The sequence below is a fragment of the Pseudomyxococcus flavus genome, from assembly GCF_050038885.1.
Lineage (GTDB): Bacteria > Myxococcota > Myxococcia > Myxococcales > Myxococcaceae > Myxococcus > Myxococcus flavus.
Genome location: NZ_CP143624.1, coordinates 3,464,247 through 3,479,250, shown reverse-complemented (window position 1 = coordinate 3,479,250; position 15,004 = coordinate 3,464,247). Strand labels below are relative to the sequence as shown.

Sequence of the window (15,004 nt, the reverse complement as noted above, 5' to 3'; positions counted from 1 at the left end):
GTCCTCGCGGACGTCAGCGAGGCGACGACGTCCCCGCCGGGGGCGTGGTCGCCTCGAACAGGTGCTCGAGGAACTCGGGCAGCAGGCTGGCGGAGATGACCCACAGCTTGCCTTCGCCCAGGTCCGCCAGCGACGCGCGCTCCACGTACTCCACGCAGGACGCTTCCACGTAGTGGATGAACACCTTGCGCTCGCGCGCGCGGTACCAGTCCGCCGCGTGGGCCAGCAGCGCCACCATGGCGTCCTGCGCGTCCTTGCGCGACTCGTCCACCAGCGGCACCAGCCGCACGCCGTCCAGCACGTTGAAGAGGTTGAGGCCCGGCTGCGCCGTCTCCATCACCGCCAGGACGAGCGGCCGGCCCTCGTGCCGCGCCACCACCAGCTCGCGCTCGCGGCCCAGCCCGGCCTCGCCCCAGCGCTCCTTCGCGCGCTTCAGGTCGAAGCGCTCCGGCACCAGGTCCAGCGCCTCGCGGTAGGCCAGCGGCCGCGTGCGCTCCACCTGCTCGAAGAAGGCCTGGCGCTCCGCCTCGGTGGGCGTGCCCACCTCGATGCCCGCGGGGATTTCCCAGGCCCCGTCCACCTCCGCCTCCATCAGGCGGAAGGGCACAAGGCACGTCTGGCCGGTGTGCTCGTACCAGGTGGCGAAGTCGAACTTGGTGTAGCGCACCCAGCGGACGCTGGCCTCGCAGAAGGCGAAGAACCACTTCACCTCCGGGTCCACCTGCGTGGGCTCGTAGCCGCGCAGGTAGATGTCGCGCAGCGCCTCGCGTGCCGACGTGCGGCTGCCCTTCACCGGCTGCCGCGCGAGCTGGTGCGCCATCCAGCTGCCTTCATAGGGCTTCACCACCGACAGCGTGGCGCCCACGGACTCGCCCTCTGGCTGCACCACCCGGTAGCCCAGGCGCGTGCGGCCCTCCAGCCGTGCCAGCGTGGCGTCGAAGCGGGGGTGCGCGTCCTCGAAGTCCTCCGGCGACTTGCCCTGCAGCCGGAAGTACCCCGAGCCGTCGAAGAGCTTCCAGGTGGCCTCGCCCCAGTCCCCCGTCACCTGGGTGGCCGGGTGCATCTGCGCCTCCACCAGCGCGCGCCAGGCCTGCGCCCCCGCCGCGTCCAGCGGCCGCACGGACATGCCACACCGCCGGCCCGCCGCGGTGCTGGAGATGTTGCGCACCTCGGCGCGCAGCCGCACCGGCGCCATGCCCTCCGTCACCACCTCCAGCACCGGCTGGCGCAGGCCCGGGTAGAGCAGGTCCTCGCCGGGCTCCGTCAGGAAGGCGAGCCCCTCGTAGGACAGGTCCAGCACCGGACGCCGCACATGCACCTGCGGCCACAGCGGATGGTCGAAGGACAGCGTGCAGGGACGGCTCGGCGGCGCGCGCCGCAGCCAGCGGTGGCGGTAGCGCACCAGCTCCTGGGGCAGCGGCATCACCAGCAAGCCGTCTTCCACGCGCGCCTCGCGCACCTCCAGGTGCACCACGCTGCTGTAGCCGAAGGCCTCCAGCGTGAAGGGCCGCTCGGGCACCTCGCCCTCGAAGCGCCAGCCGATGACGCCCATGCGCGCATCGAAGAGGGCGGCCGTCACCGGGACCTTGCGGCCCCCTTCCGCACGGGCCATGCCGCGCGCCTGCCTGCCCACCAGCGCGTCACAGATGCGGCGCACGCGGTCGGCGTGCTGGATGCGCTCCTTCCACACTGGCCGCGTCTCGGGCGGCAGCAGCAGGCCGTTGTCGCGCAGGGCCTCCAGCACCGAGACGATGCGCCGGCCCGCGTCCAGCGGCGGCGCCAGGAAGCGCAGGCTCACCTCGGGCGCGCCGCGCACGTCCATGACCTCGGCGTCCAGCGCGGTGGCCCAGCGCTCGCCATGGCCCAGCACCACCGACGCCGTCTCTCCCGGCTTCGGCGCCGCCTGGGTGCCCAGGTTCAGGGTCAGGTGCTCCAACGAAAGCTGCACCAGCCGGCACGGTGCCTGGAGGTTCCCGAACGACGCCACCGCCGTCAGTTCCGTCCCCATCCGGTAGCCGAGCATCGACGCCCGGCCGCTCAAACCTTCCAGCGTGTCCGCCTGCATGACAGCTCCGTTGTCTGAAGGGCACTGATTGTACGACTTCAGAGGTGCGAGACCTGAGAATTCTCACACGCACCGTGGACATGACAGAGCCACGGGTAACCTGTTCTCCAGGACAGGCCAGCAGGTCTGACATTTCAAGTGTCACACCCAGGCCGTTATCTCACTCGAAGCGGTGACGCCGAGACGCCTTTCCCGACGTGAATCCGACGTCATGTACGCCTGACTCCCATCGGGTCCGCCCGCACCCGGTGCGGGCCTGGAAAGCCCGAGCGTGCCGGGGTGGGTCCGTGTCGCATGGCGCCAGGCGAGCAGGAGGACGGGCGCTCGGATGCTGGTTTACCGCGATGGAACGGCTGGGGCCGCCGGGTTAGGGGAAGGAGACCATGCCGCTCAACACCCTCTGCCTTCGTTGCGGCATGTGCTGTGACGGGACGCTCTTCACCCATGTGTCGCTCCAGCCGGAAGAGGCCGCCGCGCTTCAGCAGCGTGGGCTGGCCATCGGCTCGCGCGCGGATGGGAGCCCGGCGCTGACACAGCGCTGCGCCGCCCTGGATGGGCGCGCCTGCACCGTCTACGCGGACCGCCCCGCGAGCTGCCGCCGCTATCACTGCCAGCTCTTCTCCGCGCTGGCGGAGAAGGAGGTCTCCCTGGAGGAGGCGCTCGCGGTGGTGGACGAGGCCCATGCACGGGTGGACGCGGTGGCGCGAACGCTGGCGCCTGATGCGCCGGAGGACGCGCCGCGCTCCGTGCTGCAGCGGGCCCGCCGCGCGCATCTGCGCGAGCACGGTGGGCCCGTGTCGCCGGAGGCACAGGCCACGTACGAGCGTGCGGAGGCGTATCTGGACACGCACTTCCGCGGACGCTTCGGGCGGTGAGGCTGAGCCCGTGAGCGCCGCGGCGCGGTGAAACCCAGCCGTCGTCTCTGCCATTGGAACTACGATGCGCGTGAGACCCCGCGGTCCGTGCCCATCGCGGTGCCGCTTCACCTCGAGGACTCCGATGAAGATGAAGGCGCCTGTGCTGGCCGTGATGACGTGCTCCCTGCTGACGGCGCCGCCCGTGCTCGCGGACATCGAAGGGCCCATCAAGTCCGGCTCCGTGGACCTGAACGGCGACGGCACGCCCGAGGCCATCTCCCTCTCATTCGATGAGGGGAAGAACGAGTTCACCCTCAAGGCCGGCGGCGCCACCATCCAGGGCCCCGGTGACGACAACCCGCCCGAGGGCGTGTTCATCGTGGACCTCGACAGCCGGGACAAGCGCAAGGAGCTCGTCGTGCGCACCGGGCAGACGGACTACGACCAGCGCTCGAACATCTATGGCTTCGACGGCAAGTCGCTGAAGCTGCTGGGCACCGTGCCCGCGCTCACCGAGGCCAAGGGCAACGGCATCATCCTGTCGGACTCGTGGCAGGGCTTCTGGAACCGCCGCGACAAGTACGTCGTGGATGCGAAGACGGGCAAGGTGTCCGAGGTGCCGCAGGACCTGTACGCCGTCGGCGTCGAGGCCACGGTGAAACAGTCGTTCCCGCTGGCCCGCAGCCGCACGGACAAGAGCACCATCGCCACGTTGGCCCAGGGCTCGACGATTCAGGTCCTCGCCGCCTCGCCGTCGGGCCGCAAGGGAGAGGGCTACCTCTACCTCGTGAAGTCCTCCACGGGGCTGCTCGGGTGGGCCACGGCGAAGGACCTGACGACGAAGACAGAGGGCCTGCCGCTCGCGGGTTGAGCGGTTTTCGGGACGGCGCGCCGGGCACCGCGCCGCCCCCAGGCATCAATTGCTCGACTTGCGGATGCAGATCTTCTTCAGGGTCGCCGCGTAGGTGTCTTCCAGGGGCTTGTCGCTCTTCTTCTCACCGACCACGGCCGTGTACTTCAGTTCGTACTCCGCCTTCATCATGTTGAAGCGGACCTTGCCCGTGTACGTCTTTCCCCTCGGGTTCGAGTTGGACTCGCCGGTGGACATGTTCACGCTCTGGGCCCAGGCCCACTTGCCCGCGTCACAGCCCGGATGCCGGGACAGGCTCTTGTTGGTGTCACCGTAGGGCGTGTAGTCCACGTAGCAGCTCCCGTTCCGGGGCCGGAAGTGGATGCGGCAGTTGAGCGTGATGCCGTGGCCCGTCCCCAGCGCGTCGTTGTTCCGGACGGCGACGCAGTCGGTGGCCGCGTGCTCGGCCTCGGCCTTGATCTTCATGTACTTCTTCTGGAGGCTCGCCTGCCCCTTGGCGGGCAGGTCCTCGCAGTCCGAGGCGAAGGCCGGGCTGGCGGTGAAGCACGCGGCGGCGGCGACCATCCAAACGAATCTCATGCACTCTCCCCTTGGGCCAGTTCCCCATGCGCTCACGGCGCCCTCATGGGCGACCGCGTCGGCCCTGAGCGACACCATCGCGTGGAGGTGTTGAGGGAGTGTGGAGGCGCCCTATCCCACCAGCGCCAGCTCGATGCGACCGAGCTGCTCGTCCGTGGACGTCACCTTCACCCTCACCGGCATGCCCACGGTGAAGCTCCGCTCCTTGCCCACCAGGGACAGCTCACGCGCATCGGGGCGGTAGGGGCCTCCTGACAGCGCCTCCGTGGGCACCACGCCCTCCACCAGCATGCCGTCCAGCTGCACCACCAGGCCGAAGGGCCGCACCCGCGTCACGCGCGCGGGGAACTGCTTGCCCACGTGCCCCGCCATCCACCGCGCCTCCAGCTCACGGTGCCTGTCATTCTCCGCCCGGCTCGCCGCGCGCGCCTTGGCGTTGATGTGGACCGCCAGCGCCTCCACCGACGGGTCCTCGTCCACGAAGTCCCGCCGCCCGTGCAGGTACGCCTTCAGCGTCCGGTGCACCGCCAGGTCCGCGTAGCGGCGAATCGGTGACGTGAAGTGCAGGTACAGCGGCGCCGCCAATCCGAAGTGCGGCCCCGGCTTCACCGTGTAGCGCGAAGGCCCCAGCGAACGCCGCAGCACCGAGCGCAGCGCCGGCTCCGCCACCGCGCCCGCAATCTGCCGGTCGAACGCCGCCAGCGCCAGGGGCGTCAGCTCCCGCCCGAAGCCCGCCGCGAAGCCAGACGTCTCCGCGAAGGCATTCAGGTCCGCCACCCGCAGCGGGTCCGGCTGCTCGTGCACGCGGTACACGCCCGGCAGCCCGCGCGCCAGCAGCCACCCGGCGATGGACTCGTTCGCCGCCACCATGAAGCGCTCAATCATCGCGTGCGCGGACGTCGGCTTCTCGCTCACCAGCCCGGACAGCTCGCCCGTCGCCTCGTCGAAGGTGAAGCGCGCCTCGTCCCGCGCGAACTCCATGCCGCCGCGCGCGGCCCGCGCCACCGCCAGCCGCGCCGCCGCCAGCCGGAACCACGGCATCACCTCCCGCACCGGCGCCATGGGCTCCGACACCTCGCCCCGGTCCAGGAAGGCGGCGACCTCGTCGTAGTTCAGCCGCGCCCACGAGCGGATGATGCTCTCGTACACGTCCGCCGCCGTCACCCGCCCCTGCGGGTCGATGCGCAGCTCCACCGTCAGGCACAGCCGCTCCTCGCCCTGCACCAGGCTGAGCCAATGCGAGGACAGCTCCTCCGGCAGCATCGGCAGCACGCGCCCCGCCAGGTACACGCTGGTGGCCCGCTCGCGCGCCTCCGTGTCCAGCGCCGTGCCCTGCTTCACGTACTCGCCCACGTCCGCGATGGACACCATCAGCCGCAGCGCCCCGTCCGGCCCCGCCGGCAGCACGGAGATGGCGTCATCGATGTCCCGCGTGGACGGCGCATCCACCGTCACCGTGGGCACATCCCGCAGGTCGCGCCGCGCCCCCAGCGCATGCGGCACCGCGCGCGCCCCGCGAGCCTCCTCGACGGCCTCCGCGGAGAAGTTCTTGCGCAACCCGTGCCGGGCGATGACGCGCTCCAGCGAGCGGTCCTCCCCTGCCTCCACGCGGTAGAGCAGCACCACCTTGCCGTCGTCGATGCGCGCCACCACCGCGTCCCCGGCCTGCACCGGCGTGCCCGCCGCATCGAGCGCCCAGTCCGCGTTCGCCACCTCGCGGTCCACCCGGAGCTGGGGCGCGCCCTTGCGCAGCACCACCTCGCCGTAGACCTGGGTGCGCGAGCGCTCCACCAGGGACAGCTGGCTGGCCGACCAGCGGCCATCCGCGCCCGCCGTCACCGTGGCGGTGACGACGTCTCCAGCGAAGTAGGGGTTGAGCTCGGGCGGCGGAACGAAGGCGGACAGCACCTCGGACGAGCCGGGCGTCTGCACGGTGAGGAAGCCGAAGCCACGAGGGTGGACGTCGAGACGGCCGGTGACGGTGCGGGGTGAAACGGAAGTATCCATGGGACCTTGAGGCGCGTCTTAGCCCACTCTCCGTGAGGGTGAGGCAGGCGCGCATGGGAAAGTGTCAGGCCCCGGGAGCGCGGCCACCAGGGGGGCCTGCGTCTCACCAGGGCGTCGCCAGGCTTGGCGAGCTGGCGCCGTGGACGTCGCCACCTTGGCGCCCCTGACACCCCGTCCGCCCGGACCCCGCATACGATTCCCCACCTGAATCCGGCTTCAATTCCGCCCAACCCGGGAAGTCACCGGGTCCGGTAACAAACCCATGAAGGGCGGGGCTTTCGCGTCCATCCGGCTCACGGTGTACATTCGACGCCATTCGATGAGTGGGAACACGCTGCCGCTCGCGCCGGAAGCGCGGTCGCTGGGCAAGTACGAGGTGCTCTGCCGCCTGTCGACGGGCGGGATGGCGGAGATTTTCCTCGCATCCCAGCGGGGCCTGGCGGGTTTCCACAAGCTGGTGGTGCTGAAGCAAATCCTCCCCGACATCCGCGGTGAAGAGGAGTTCGTGCGGATGTTCCTGGACGAGGCCAAGGTGACGGCCGCGTTCAACCACCCGCACATCGCCCAGGTGTACGACCTGGACATCGCGGACGGGGAGCTCTTCCTCTCCATGGAGTTCGTCCCGGGCGCCACGCTGGTGGAGGTGGCGCGCGCGTGCCGACAGGCCCACACGCCCATCCCCATGGGTTACAGCCTGATGGCGGTGCGCGACACCGCCGTGGCGCTCCACTACGCGCACACCTTCACGGATCCGCTGGGCCGCCCCTCTCCCGTCATCCACCGGGATGTGGCGGAGAAGAACATCATGGTGACGTACGAGGGCGTCACCAAGCTGCTCGACTTCGGCATCGCCAAGAGCCTGGCCCGGGCCAGCCGCACTGCGGTGGGCATGGTGAAGGGCACCAGCGGCTACATGTCGCCCGAGCAGATCATGGGCGAGCCGCTGGACGCGCGCAGCGACCTGTTCAGCCTCGGCGTTGTGCTGCACGAGTGCCTCACCGGCATGCGGCTCTTCTACGCCAAGCAGGCCGAGGCGATGATGAACGCCGTGCTGCGCTGCGAGGTGACGCCCCCCTCGCGCACCAACAAGCACGTGCCGCCGGAGCTGGACGCCATCGTCATGCGCGCGCTGTCCAAGCGCCGCGAGGACCGGTACGCGTCCACGCTGGAGTTCGCTCGCGCCATCGAGCGCGCCGTGGGGCCGCTCATCTGGCACCCGGAGCAGAGCAGCGAGCTGATGCTGCGCCTCTTCTCCGACCGGCGCGAGCAGACGCGGCAGCTCCTGATGAGCGGGCAGACGGACGCGGGTGACACCACCGGCGTGGTGAAGCTGGCCAAGGTGATGGCCATGGGTGGGCTCGAGCCCTCCGAGCTGCCCACCGGAGGCGTCGCCGTGACGCCTCCGAAGCCCCACGCGCCGGCGAAGGCCCTCACGCCGCCACCGCCTCCCTCGCCACGACGTGCCACCACGAGCGTGCCCAGCGCGGCCCCGCCGGCAGCCCCCGGCCGCACCGCCGTGCTCCGGGCTCCTTCCGGCAAGCGGCTGACGTCCAGCCCTCCTCCGCCGCCGTCCGAGGCCCTGGCTCCGCCACCTCCCGAGCCCTCGGCCCAGAACGCCCGCACGGCGCCAGGGTTGCCGGCCATCCCCCCGGAGCACACGGTCCGCGCGCAACTGCCCGCGTCCCTTCGAGAGACGGGAGCCCCGCCGCCAGCCGCCGTTGAGGTCTCTTCGCGTCAGGGTGCGCGGCTCCCTCCAGCAGAGGTCCCCGCCGCCTCGCTGGAACAGACGCAGGTCCGCGCGCTGCGTCCCCCGGAGCCGCCTCCGCCGCCTTCCGAGGAGCCCCGTGCCGACCCCCGGGCCCGCGCCGCTCGTGCACCGGAGTCCGCGGCCTCGACGGAAGACGCTCCCCGGCCTCGCGCGTCGCGGTCTCCCGAGCCCTCTTCCGGGGTGGACGAGGCGCCTCGTGCCGAGGGCCGGATCCGACCGACCCGCACCCAGGATGGGTTGCGTGCCGCCACGCCCGAGCCCTCCGCGGCAGGGGAAGAGACGCTGCGTGGCGACGGCAGGTCCCGTTCACCGCGGTCCCAGGACGGCCTGCGCACCGTGGCGCCCGAGCTCTCCGCGACAGGGGAAGAGACGCTGCGTGGCGACGGCAGGTCCCGTTCACCGCGAACCCAGGACGGCCTGCGTACCGTGGCGCCCGAGCCTTCCTCTCCACGTGCTGCGGAAGATGCTCCCCGGTCCCGCTCACCGCGCACCCAGGGTGCCGCCGTCCCCGCCTCCCAGCCCGTCGAGCGCGACCTGCAGACGGCGATGATTCGCATGCCGGTGCTCCCCCCCGAGCGCGGCGGCGACACCGTCTCCGTGACGCCTCCCCTTCGCCGTCCCGCCTCGCCGACGCGCCGTCGGCAGGGTGCTTCACTGGCTGAAGCCGCCACCCAGCCCGTCCGCGTGCACGACATGGTCGAGGACGAGGACGACGAGTCCACGATGCTCGGCCGGGGTCATGCGTCCGGGTACGCGCCCCCACGCCGCAGCCGGGCGTGGATGGCCGTCGCGGGGATGGCGGGCGTGCTGGCACTGGGCGCCGCGGTCGTGATGCTGGAGCTGGACGGGGGCGTCGTGTCCTCCCGGTTGAAGCCGCTGCTGGGCCAGGGTGCGCCCGTGGCATCCCCTCGGAAGCCCCAGGCTCCTGGAGCGGCATCGGCGGCCCTGGCTCAAGCGACAAGCGCCGCGCCAGGGGGAACGCCCAGGGAGAACACCCACGCCGCCTCGGACACGGGGGAGACCAAGGCCCCACCGGGCCTGACGGCGCCCCTCGGCACGGAGTCCTCGGACCTGGTGCCCGCGGGAGACGTGAGCCCGGACACCCTGACGGACCAGGCGCTACTTCCGAGCGAAAGCGGCGATCCGGAATCCGCATCCGAGGGCGCGGTCGTGGCCAGGGAGCCCAGGACCTTCAAGCGCGTCCGAGGCGGAGCCCAGCGCGACAAGGTGGCCGCCGCTCCGCCTCGCAAGTCCCGCACGCCCAGGGACGCTGCCTCGGCCGCGCCCGCCAGCTCGGAGGGCGCACCCACGGGTGAGCCCGGCTTCCTCACCCTGGTCACCGAGCCGAAGACCCACGTGTTCCTCGGCGCCCAGGACCTGGGCAAGACACCGCTCTTCAAGGTGAAGCTGCCCGCGGGTCAACACACCCTGAAGCTGGTGGACGCCACCGACAAGGCGCATCAGGTGCCCGTGGACATCAAGCCCGGTGAGACAACCTCCGTCCGCGGCCCCCTGAGCCTGCTTTCGGACCCCTGAACCCCGGGCAGGCAATGGATGGCGGGGCCCTGCGTACCCTGGACACGTCGGGGTCTGTCATGGCCCCCCTTTCCATTGGAGCGTGCCCATGTCCCCCGCCCGCGTGTCGATTGTCGCCTCGTTCCTCCTGTTCGCCGCCTGTGCCCACGCCGAGGAGCCCCAGGCCAACGCGTCCGCTCGCCAACGAGGGGATGTCCGCGAGGTGGCTGACTTCGACGAGGTATCGGTGAGCCACGGCATCAAGGCCGAGGTGAAGGTGGGCCCGAAGTCCGTGCGCCTGGAGGGGCCGGAGGAGCTGCTGTCCCGCATCACCCTGGAGGTGGATGACGGGACGCTCCGCACCCGCGTGGACAACAAGAGCTCCCTCAACCGGTTCCGCGGCAGCAGCGTCCGCCTCTATGTCTCCAGCCCTCGGGTCGAAGGCATCCACGCCAGCGGCGGCAGCCGCGTGGAGGCGGATGCCACCCGCACGGACGAGTTCGACGTCGGAGCCAGCGGCGGCTCCATCATCAACGTGCGGGGCGTGGATGCGCGGCAGGTCGAGGCCGAGGCCAGCGGTGGCTCTCAGGTGACGCTGTCGGGCCGGGCGACGGACTTCGACGCCGAGGCCAGCGGCGGCTCCATCGTGCACGCCCTGGACGTGCGAGGGGTGAAGACGCTGGACGCGGAGGCCAGCGGCGGCTCGCGCGTGGAAGTGGACGCCTCCGAGCGCGTCAGCGGCGAGGCCTCCGGTGGCAGCATCATCCAACTGGTGTCCCAGCCAAGCCAGAGCAACGTGAGCACCAGCGGTGGCTCCCGCGTCGTCTACAAGAACTGACGCGAGGGCCTGACCGCACGCGGGTTGGCGGAGCCAGCGTTGGGAACGTGGCAATCATCGCGACAGTGGAACGAGGTCTCTCGGGCCCCGGGAACTTCAACCCGGGGCCCGAGCGGGCCCCCCACGATGCCACGAAGCCGCCGCACGCCGGACCTCCAAGGTCGTCCGGGCAACCGCACTTCTTCCACGCGAGCGCCGGGAGCAAGGGGGTTGCCTCCCGGGCGGCCTGCGCGTGGGCACCGTGGAATACCGTCCACGAACTCCAACGCTACGGTGGCCGAAGAATATCGGCTGCGCCGGGCGTGTCCACCCGCCGGGTCCTGACTCTCGCAAGCACCGTGGCAGGCCGGATGTGGTGAGGACCCGTAGCAGTTGCTCGTTCACGTCAAGTGTGAGCAGGCGGTGCGAAGGCTGAATTCCTTTCAGGGTGCGGCGGGAAGCACCGCGATATGCGGAAAACCGCTACGTCGATACAGGTGTCTCCGAGAGCACCATGCACTTCCTGGGCTGGGATTTGACGGACCCCTTCGCACGCGCTCCCAGGCCGGTGGACGTGGCCGACGTGGATGCCCCCGGGCAGGTGCGCTTCGCCGAGCACCGATGGCCCGCCGTGTCGCGGACGCGTGGCCTGGACCCCGCCGTGCTCCTGGAAGCCTTTCCTTTGAGCGCGAAAGACGTGCTCGTCATCGACGGCCCCCAGGCCCTGGCCCGTCCAGGCGCCTCCGTGCGCGAGGCGGAGCGCCTGCTGCGCGCGCCGGGGCGGACACCCGACGTGCTGCCCGAGCCCGGACGTCCCTTCACCGGCTTCGTGCGAGGCAGCGTGCTGCTGTTCGCGGCGCTGCGTGCCCGCGGTGGACACCCCATGCTGGACGCGGACACGCCGGCGCTGGAGGAGGCACGCCTCTTCGAGGCCTTCCCGGGCGCGACGTGGCGCGCGCTGGCTGTGGAGAAGTTGGGGGCAAAGGCGTCACGCGAGGGGCGCGAGCGAAGGCGGGCGGTGCTGGAGGCTCGAGGCCTCCGGTTTCCCTCGGGCATGCTGCCCACGCATGACCAGCTGGACGCGGCGCTGTGCGCCTGGCTCGGGTGGCTCACGCGCAAGGCACCGGAGCACGTCATCGCCATGGGCGCGCCACTCACGATGGATGCGCAGGGCTGGCTGCGCGAGGGCCGCATCCTCGACCTGCGGTCCCGGCCTCCGAGCTGAAACGCCCACAAGTTCTCCACAGTGCGCGATGCCGCCCGGCTCAGTGGACCGACTGCTCGTGGTGCCCATGTCCCGGTCCACCGAAGGTGCCGGGCCAGGGCTCGCGCGCGGGCAGCAGCCCCGGCAGGGCGAAGCGCAGGAAGCGGGGCTGGCTGTTCGCGAACGGAGGGTCGCACTCGCCGCAGCTGAGCGCCCCCTCCATGAGGAACAGGTTCCCCCGCGCCAGCTCCATCAACTGCGGCAACGTGCGCGGCGCGTAGTCGAGCGGGCACTGGAAGGCCTCGCTCCCGTCCCGCGTGCGCACGCCCACCAGCAGCCGCTGGTTGTCGGCCCCCTCGGCGTGGGTCAACACCAGTGTCTCCGGCGGCAGGCCCGCGCCCACCAGCCACGTGGCCAGCCGGAGCTCCTTCGTCGTCAGGCGCTGCCCGGCCTTCAGCGCATACGTCCAGGCCGGCGACAGGTCCGGCAGCCGGAAGCCCTTCAACTGCGTCGCGGCGGGCGTGGAGCCCGGCTGGCCCGCGCTCGCGTTCACCGTGGTGCCGGGGGCGCTGGGCACCACCACGTCGCGGGTGGCCACCGCGCGGCCGAGGTCCTGCGGAAGGGACGTGCCCGTCGGAGTCCCGTCCCGCGTGCTCAGCGCCTGGGAGCTCCACTCGGGCAGCAGCAGCCCGTCCACCACCGCGAGCTCCCCGGCGCGCATGGGCTCCGTCCTCCGCCAGCGCGGCACCCCGTCCGAGGAGAAGGCCATCAGCAACGTCGGCGTCCCGGACGCCAGCGGCGCGCCCACGTTCAGGGTCCGGGCGAAGGCGATGTAGAGGTTGCCCACCGCGTCCGAGGCGAGGCCGTAGGGGTGCGGGTGGTTGCACTCGGCGAGCAGCGGGTCCGTCAGCTCGCGCGCGGACACCAGGTGCCCGAAGGCATCCAGCACCACCAGGAAGTACCTGCGGCACAACGTGTCGCGCGGCTGGTCCACGGGGTAGGCCTCGAAGAGGGCCGCCAGCCGATCCGGCGCCATCACCGCCAGCCTCGCCAGGAACAGGTTCTGCGTCCCCTCCCGGAAGTCCGGCCGCGCCTCGCCCAGGGTGAAGGTCCACCGCGGTGAGCCTGTGGCGCGCTCCAGCAGCGACACCGTCCCGTCCGCCGGCATGTCCATGCACAACAGCCGGTCATTCCACAGCATGCAGCGCCGCGCCGGGTGGGACGCCCGCACCGGCGCCTCGCCGGCCGCGTCCAGGAGCGGCGTGCCGTAGAAGCCCGACAGCGTGAGGTTCCCCTCGGGCCCCACCAGCATGTCCTGCAGCTGCTGCCCCTCCGCCTGGGCGTCGTACTCCCAGTCCGGCGCCAGGGGACGCGCCGCAGGCCGCTGGCACACGCCGCTCCGGCAGCGCCCCTCCGCCTGGCAGGGACTGCTGGCCTCGCACACGAAGCCCTCCGGCAGGTCGCGCTGCACGCACGCACCGTCCAGGCACACGTCCGCGTCCTCACAGCGTCCCCGCTCCGCGCCGCAGAGGGTGCCGTCCGGCGCGGGCGCCGTCGCGCACCCCGTGCGCGGGTCGCACGTGCCCACCTGACACGGCCCGGCCGACGGGCAGGGCGGGGCGGGCACCGACTGACACCCGTCCAGCGCGTGGCACACGTCCGTGGTGCAGGCATTGCCGTCGTCACAGGCACGCGCCACGCCGCGGCAGCGTCCCGCCTGGCAGGTGGCGCCCACGAGGCAGGCGTTGCCCGGATCACACGCGGTGCCGTCCGGCAGCGCCGACTCCACGCACCGCTCAGCCACCGGGTCGAACGCGGCCTGCGCGCACGTCGCGGGCGTGAAGCACTCCGGCACCGGCCGCGCCACCCCTGCCAGCACCAGCTCCACCCGGCCGCCGTCCGACGCCGTCCCGGTGATGGTGACCTCGTAGTGGCCCTCCACCTGGGGCGCGAAGCGCAGGCGCACGGGCACGTCTCCCGCCCCCACGTGGGCCGGCAGCGCCCCGCCGACCGAGAAGGGCGCCGGCACGTCCGTCCACGTGACGTCCAGCGGGGCGCGGCCGCCATTCACCACCCGCACCTCGGCCTCTCGCTGGGAGCCCGGATAGGCGACGGGGAAGTCCACGCGCTGCGCCGACAACCGCAGGCGCCCCACCGCGCCGGACAGGGCCGGGGGCTCCCGGCAGGCCAGTCCCCACCCCAGCAGCAGGGCCCACAAGATGCCACTCCACCACCGCCCTACCCCCACTGCCCTGGTCGCATGCGCCATGGCGTGTCCCCCCACGCCGACGCCTATAGCCCGCGCGGAGGCGCCCTGACCGGGCCCCCCGTCCAGCGCTCTCAACTCCCAACACTTCAGGGTTGGCGCTGGCCGAGGCAGTGTTTTTTACAGGCCGTTTGGGTGCTACAGCCTGCAACCACCCGAAATGGTTGGGTGCCAGAAAGGTACGGTTCTGGCACCCGGGGTACGGCATGACCTCTGCCGCGTCTTCATGCGCCCCGTCGTCATCGCAGGCCTTCACCGTGCTCATCCCACGCGGCCTGCAGGCGGCCGTGGAAGGACTGCCGACAGAGAACCGCCAGGAGCTGCTCGCCGAGCTGTTCCGGCTGGCGGCCCTGGCCCGGCAGGAGCAGGGCCAGCTGCCCCTGGAAGGCCCCTACATGCTGCGGCTGGACGTGGCCAGCTGCCAGGTGAGCGTGGAGCTGGATGCCTCCCGCTCGCGCCTCACCCTCGTGGGCCTGATTCGCCCCCAGCCGCTGGAATGAGCCCGGCGGAACGCCTCGGACAAGGGTGAGATGTCGCGCCGTGCCGGATACGCGGAATCCTGGGGCCTGACGTACCTCGTGGAACAGCTGCGGGAGCTGATTGGCCACGACCTCCACCTGGATGACGCGCTCTCCGAGGAGCTGGAGGACGTCCTGGCCAGCCTGGTGCTGCGCAACCAGCGCCTGCGCATCCTGCAGCGCATGGTGAACACGGACCGGGCTCCGGAGGACCTGGCCATCCTCCGGGGCGCGCTGGAGGACATGGACCGGGAGCTGATGACCCGGCTGCCTGCGTTGCTCGATCGCCTGCGCGCCGCGCTGCCTTGAGACACCGGCCTGCCTGTTTCCACAGGCGCTTCGTCCCCAGCACCAACGGCTTCTTCTAAAGGTTCATAGAGGTATTGATCTATTGGTAGAGGAAGTAGGCAGCTCGGACTTGGGGACAAGTCAGCAAGCTCGCGAGAATCCTCACGAATTTCGGATGTGCTACATGTGGGTAAAGTGACGGTTATCCCCGGGAGCCCACAGGTGTTGATCCACACGGGGGGTTCTCCA

The 15,004-nt window shown here is 71.4% G+C and carries 11 protein-coding genes; 7 read left to right on the top strand and 4 right to left on the bottom strand.

Features of this window, described 5'->3' with window-relative positions; translation table 11 throughout:
• Positions 1 to 13: 13 nt before the first annotated feature.
• Positions 14 to 2,065 carry a PilZ domain-containing protein gene (locus VZL07_RS14615; RefSeq protein WP_426756140.1) on the bottom strand — a complete coding sequence of 684 codons (2,052 nt, stop codon included), beginning with the start codon at positions 2,063 to 2,065 and terminating at the stop codon, positions 14 to 16.
• A gap of 383 nt (positions 2,066 to 2,448) precedes the next feature.
• Between VZL07_RS14615 and VZL07_RS14610 the strand changes: the two genes are divergently transcribed.
• Both VZL07_RS14610 and VZL07_RS14605 read left to right on the top strand, forming a co-directional pair.
• Positions 2,449 to 2,940, top strand: coding sequence for a YkgJ family cysteine cluster protein (locus tag VZL07_RS14610; RefSeq protein ID WP_426756139.1), 492 nt, complete (start codon positions 2,449 to 2,451; stop codon positions 2,938 to 2,940).
• Positions 2,941 to 3,064: 124 nt separating this feature from the next.
• Entirely contained in the window at positions 3,065 to 3,793 is a 729-nt protein-coding gene (locus tag VZL07_RS14605; RefSeq protein WP_426756138.1) for a hypothetical protein, read from the top strand.
• A 45-nt stretch (positions 3,794 to 3,838) separates the two neighbouring features.
• Here the strand turns inward: VZL07_RS14605 and VZL07_RS14600 are convergent, their stop codons facing one another.
• Complete coding sequence (locus VZL07_RS14600) at positions 3,839 to 4,372, bottom strand: hypothetical protein (RefSeq protein ID WP_426756137.1); 534 nt, start codon at positions 4,370 to 4,372, stop codon at positions 3,839 to 3,841.
• Positions 4,373 to 4,483: 111 nt separating this feature from the next.
• The gene (locus VZL07_RS14595; protein ID WP_426756136.1) at positions 4,484 to 6,379 is read right to left on the bottom strand and encodes a ribonuclease R family protein; all 1,896 of its coding nucleotides are present in this window, start codon (positions 6,377 to 6,379) and stop codon (positions 4,484 to 4,486) included.
• 319 nt (positions 6,380 to 6,698) lie between these two features.
• Here VZL07_RS14595 and VZL07_RS14590 point away from each other — a divergent pair, with 319 nt between their 5' ends.
• From VZL07_RS14590 to VZL07_RS14580, 3 genes are all read left to right on the top strand, one after another.
• The gene (locus VZL07_RS14590) at positions 6,699 to 9,683 is read left to right on the top strand and encodes a protein kinase domain-containing protein (RefSeq protein WP_426756135.1); all 2,985 of its coding nucleotides are present in this window, start codon (positions 6,699 to 6,701) and stop codon (positions 9,681 to 9,683) included.
• Between the two features lie 88 nt (positions 9,684 to 9,771).
• The gene (locus VZL07_RS14585) at positions 9,772 to 10,500 is read left to right on the top strand and encodes a head GIN domain-containing protein (RefSeq protein ID WP_426756134.1); all 729 of its coding nucleotides are present in this window, start codon (positions 9,772 to 9,774) and stop codon (positions 10,498 to 10,500) included.
• 493 nt (positions 10,501 to 10,993) lie between these two features.
• Positions 10,994 to 11,704: a DUF429 domain-containing protein gene (locus VZL07_RS14580; RefSeq protein ID WP_426756133.1), complete on the top strand. Its 711-nt coding sequence runs from the start codon at positions 10,994 to 10,996 to the stop codon at positions 11,702 to 11,704.
• A 40-nt stretch (positions 11,705 to 11,744) separates the two neighbouring features.
• On the opposite strand, the gene VZL07_RS14575 is transcribed toward VZL07_RS14580, so the two are convergent.
• On the bottom strand, positions 11,745 to 13,901 hold the full coding sequence (locus VZL07_RS14575) for a tenascin-X (protein ID WP_426756132.1): 2,157 nt from the start codon (positions 13,899 to 13,901) through the stop codon (positions 11,745 to 11,747).
• Positions 13,902 to 14,155: 254 nt separating this feature from the next.
• Between VZL07_RS14575 and VZL07_RS14570 the strand changes: the two genes are divergently transcribed.
• Together VZL07_RS14570 and VZL07_RS14565 are read left to right on the top strand one after the other, a co-directional pair.
• Positions 14,156 to 14,449 carry a hypothetical protein gene (locus VZL07_RS14570; protein ID WP_426756131.1) on the top strand — a complete coding sequence of 98 codons (294 nt, stop codon included), beginning with the start codon at positions 14,156 to 14,158 and terminating at the stop codon, positions 14,447 to 14,449.
• 30 nt (positions 14,450 to 14,479) lie between these two features.
• Positions 14,480 to 14,776 (top strand): hypothetical protein, encoded by a 297-nt coding sequence (locus tag VZL07_RS14565; RefSeq protein ID WP_426756130.1) that lies wholly within the window; start codon positions 14,480 to 14,482, stop codon positions 14,774 to 14,776.
• Positions 14,777 to 15,004 lie beyond the last annotated feature (228 nt).

What these genes read in the sequence shown, in the direction of transcription:
- VZL07_RS14565 (WP_426756130.1), top strand. Translation starts at nt 14,480, where the DNA reads ATGTCGCGCCGTGCCGGATACGCGGAATCCTGGGGCCTGACGTACCTC.
- VZL07_RS14590 (WP_426756135.1), top strand. Translation starts at nt 6,699, where the DNA reads ATGAGTGGGAACACGCTGCCGCTCGCGCCGGAAGCGCGGTCGCTGGGC.
- VZL07_RS14610 (WP_426756139.1), top strand. Translation starts at nt 2,449, where the DNA reads ATGCCGCTCAACACCCTCTGCCTTCGTTGCGGCATGTGCTGTGACGGG.
- VZL07_RS14595 (WP_426756136.1), bottom strand. Translation starts at nt 6,379, where the DNA reads ATGGATACTTCCGTTTCACCCCGCACCGTCACCGGCCGTCTCGACGTC.
- VZL07_RS14585 (WP_426756134.1), top strand. Translation starts at nt 9,772, where the DNA reads ATGTCCCCCGCCCGCGTGTCGATTGTCGCCTCGTTCCTCCTGTTCGCC.
- VZL07_RS14605 (WP_426756138.1), top strand. Translation starts at nt 3,065, where the DNA reads ATGAAGATGAAGGCGCCTGTGCTGGCCGTGATGACGTGCTCCCTGCTG.
- VZL07_RS14600 (WP_426756137.1), bottom strand. Translation starts at nt 4,372, where the DNA reads ATGAGATTCGTTTGGATGGTCGCCGCCGCCGCGTGCTTCACCGCCAGC.
- VZL07_RS14580 (WP_426756133.1), top strand. Translation starts at nt 10,994, where the DNA reads ATGCACTTCCTGGGCTGGGATTTGACGGACCCCTTCGCACGCGCTCCC.
- VZL07_RS14615 (WP_426756140.1), bottom strand. Translation starts at nt 2,065, where the DNA reads ATGCAGGCGGACACGCTGGAAGGTTTGAGCGGCCGGGCGTCGATGCTC.
- VZL07_RS14570 (WP_426756131.1), top strand. Translation starts at nt 14,156, where the DNA reads ATGACCTCTGCCGCGTCTTCATGCGCCCCGTCGTCATCGCAGGCCTTC.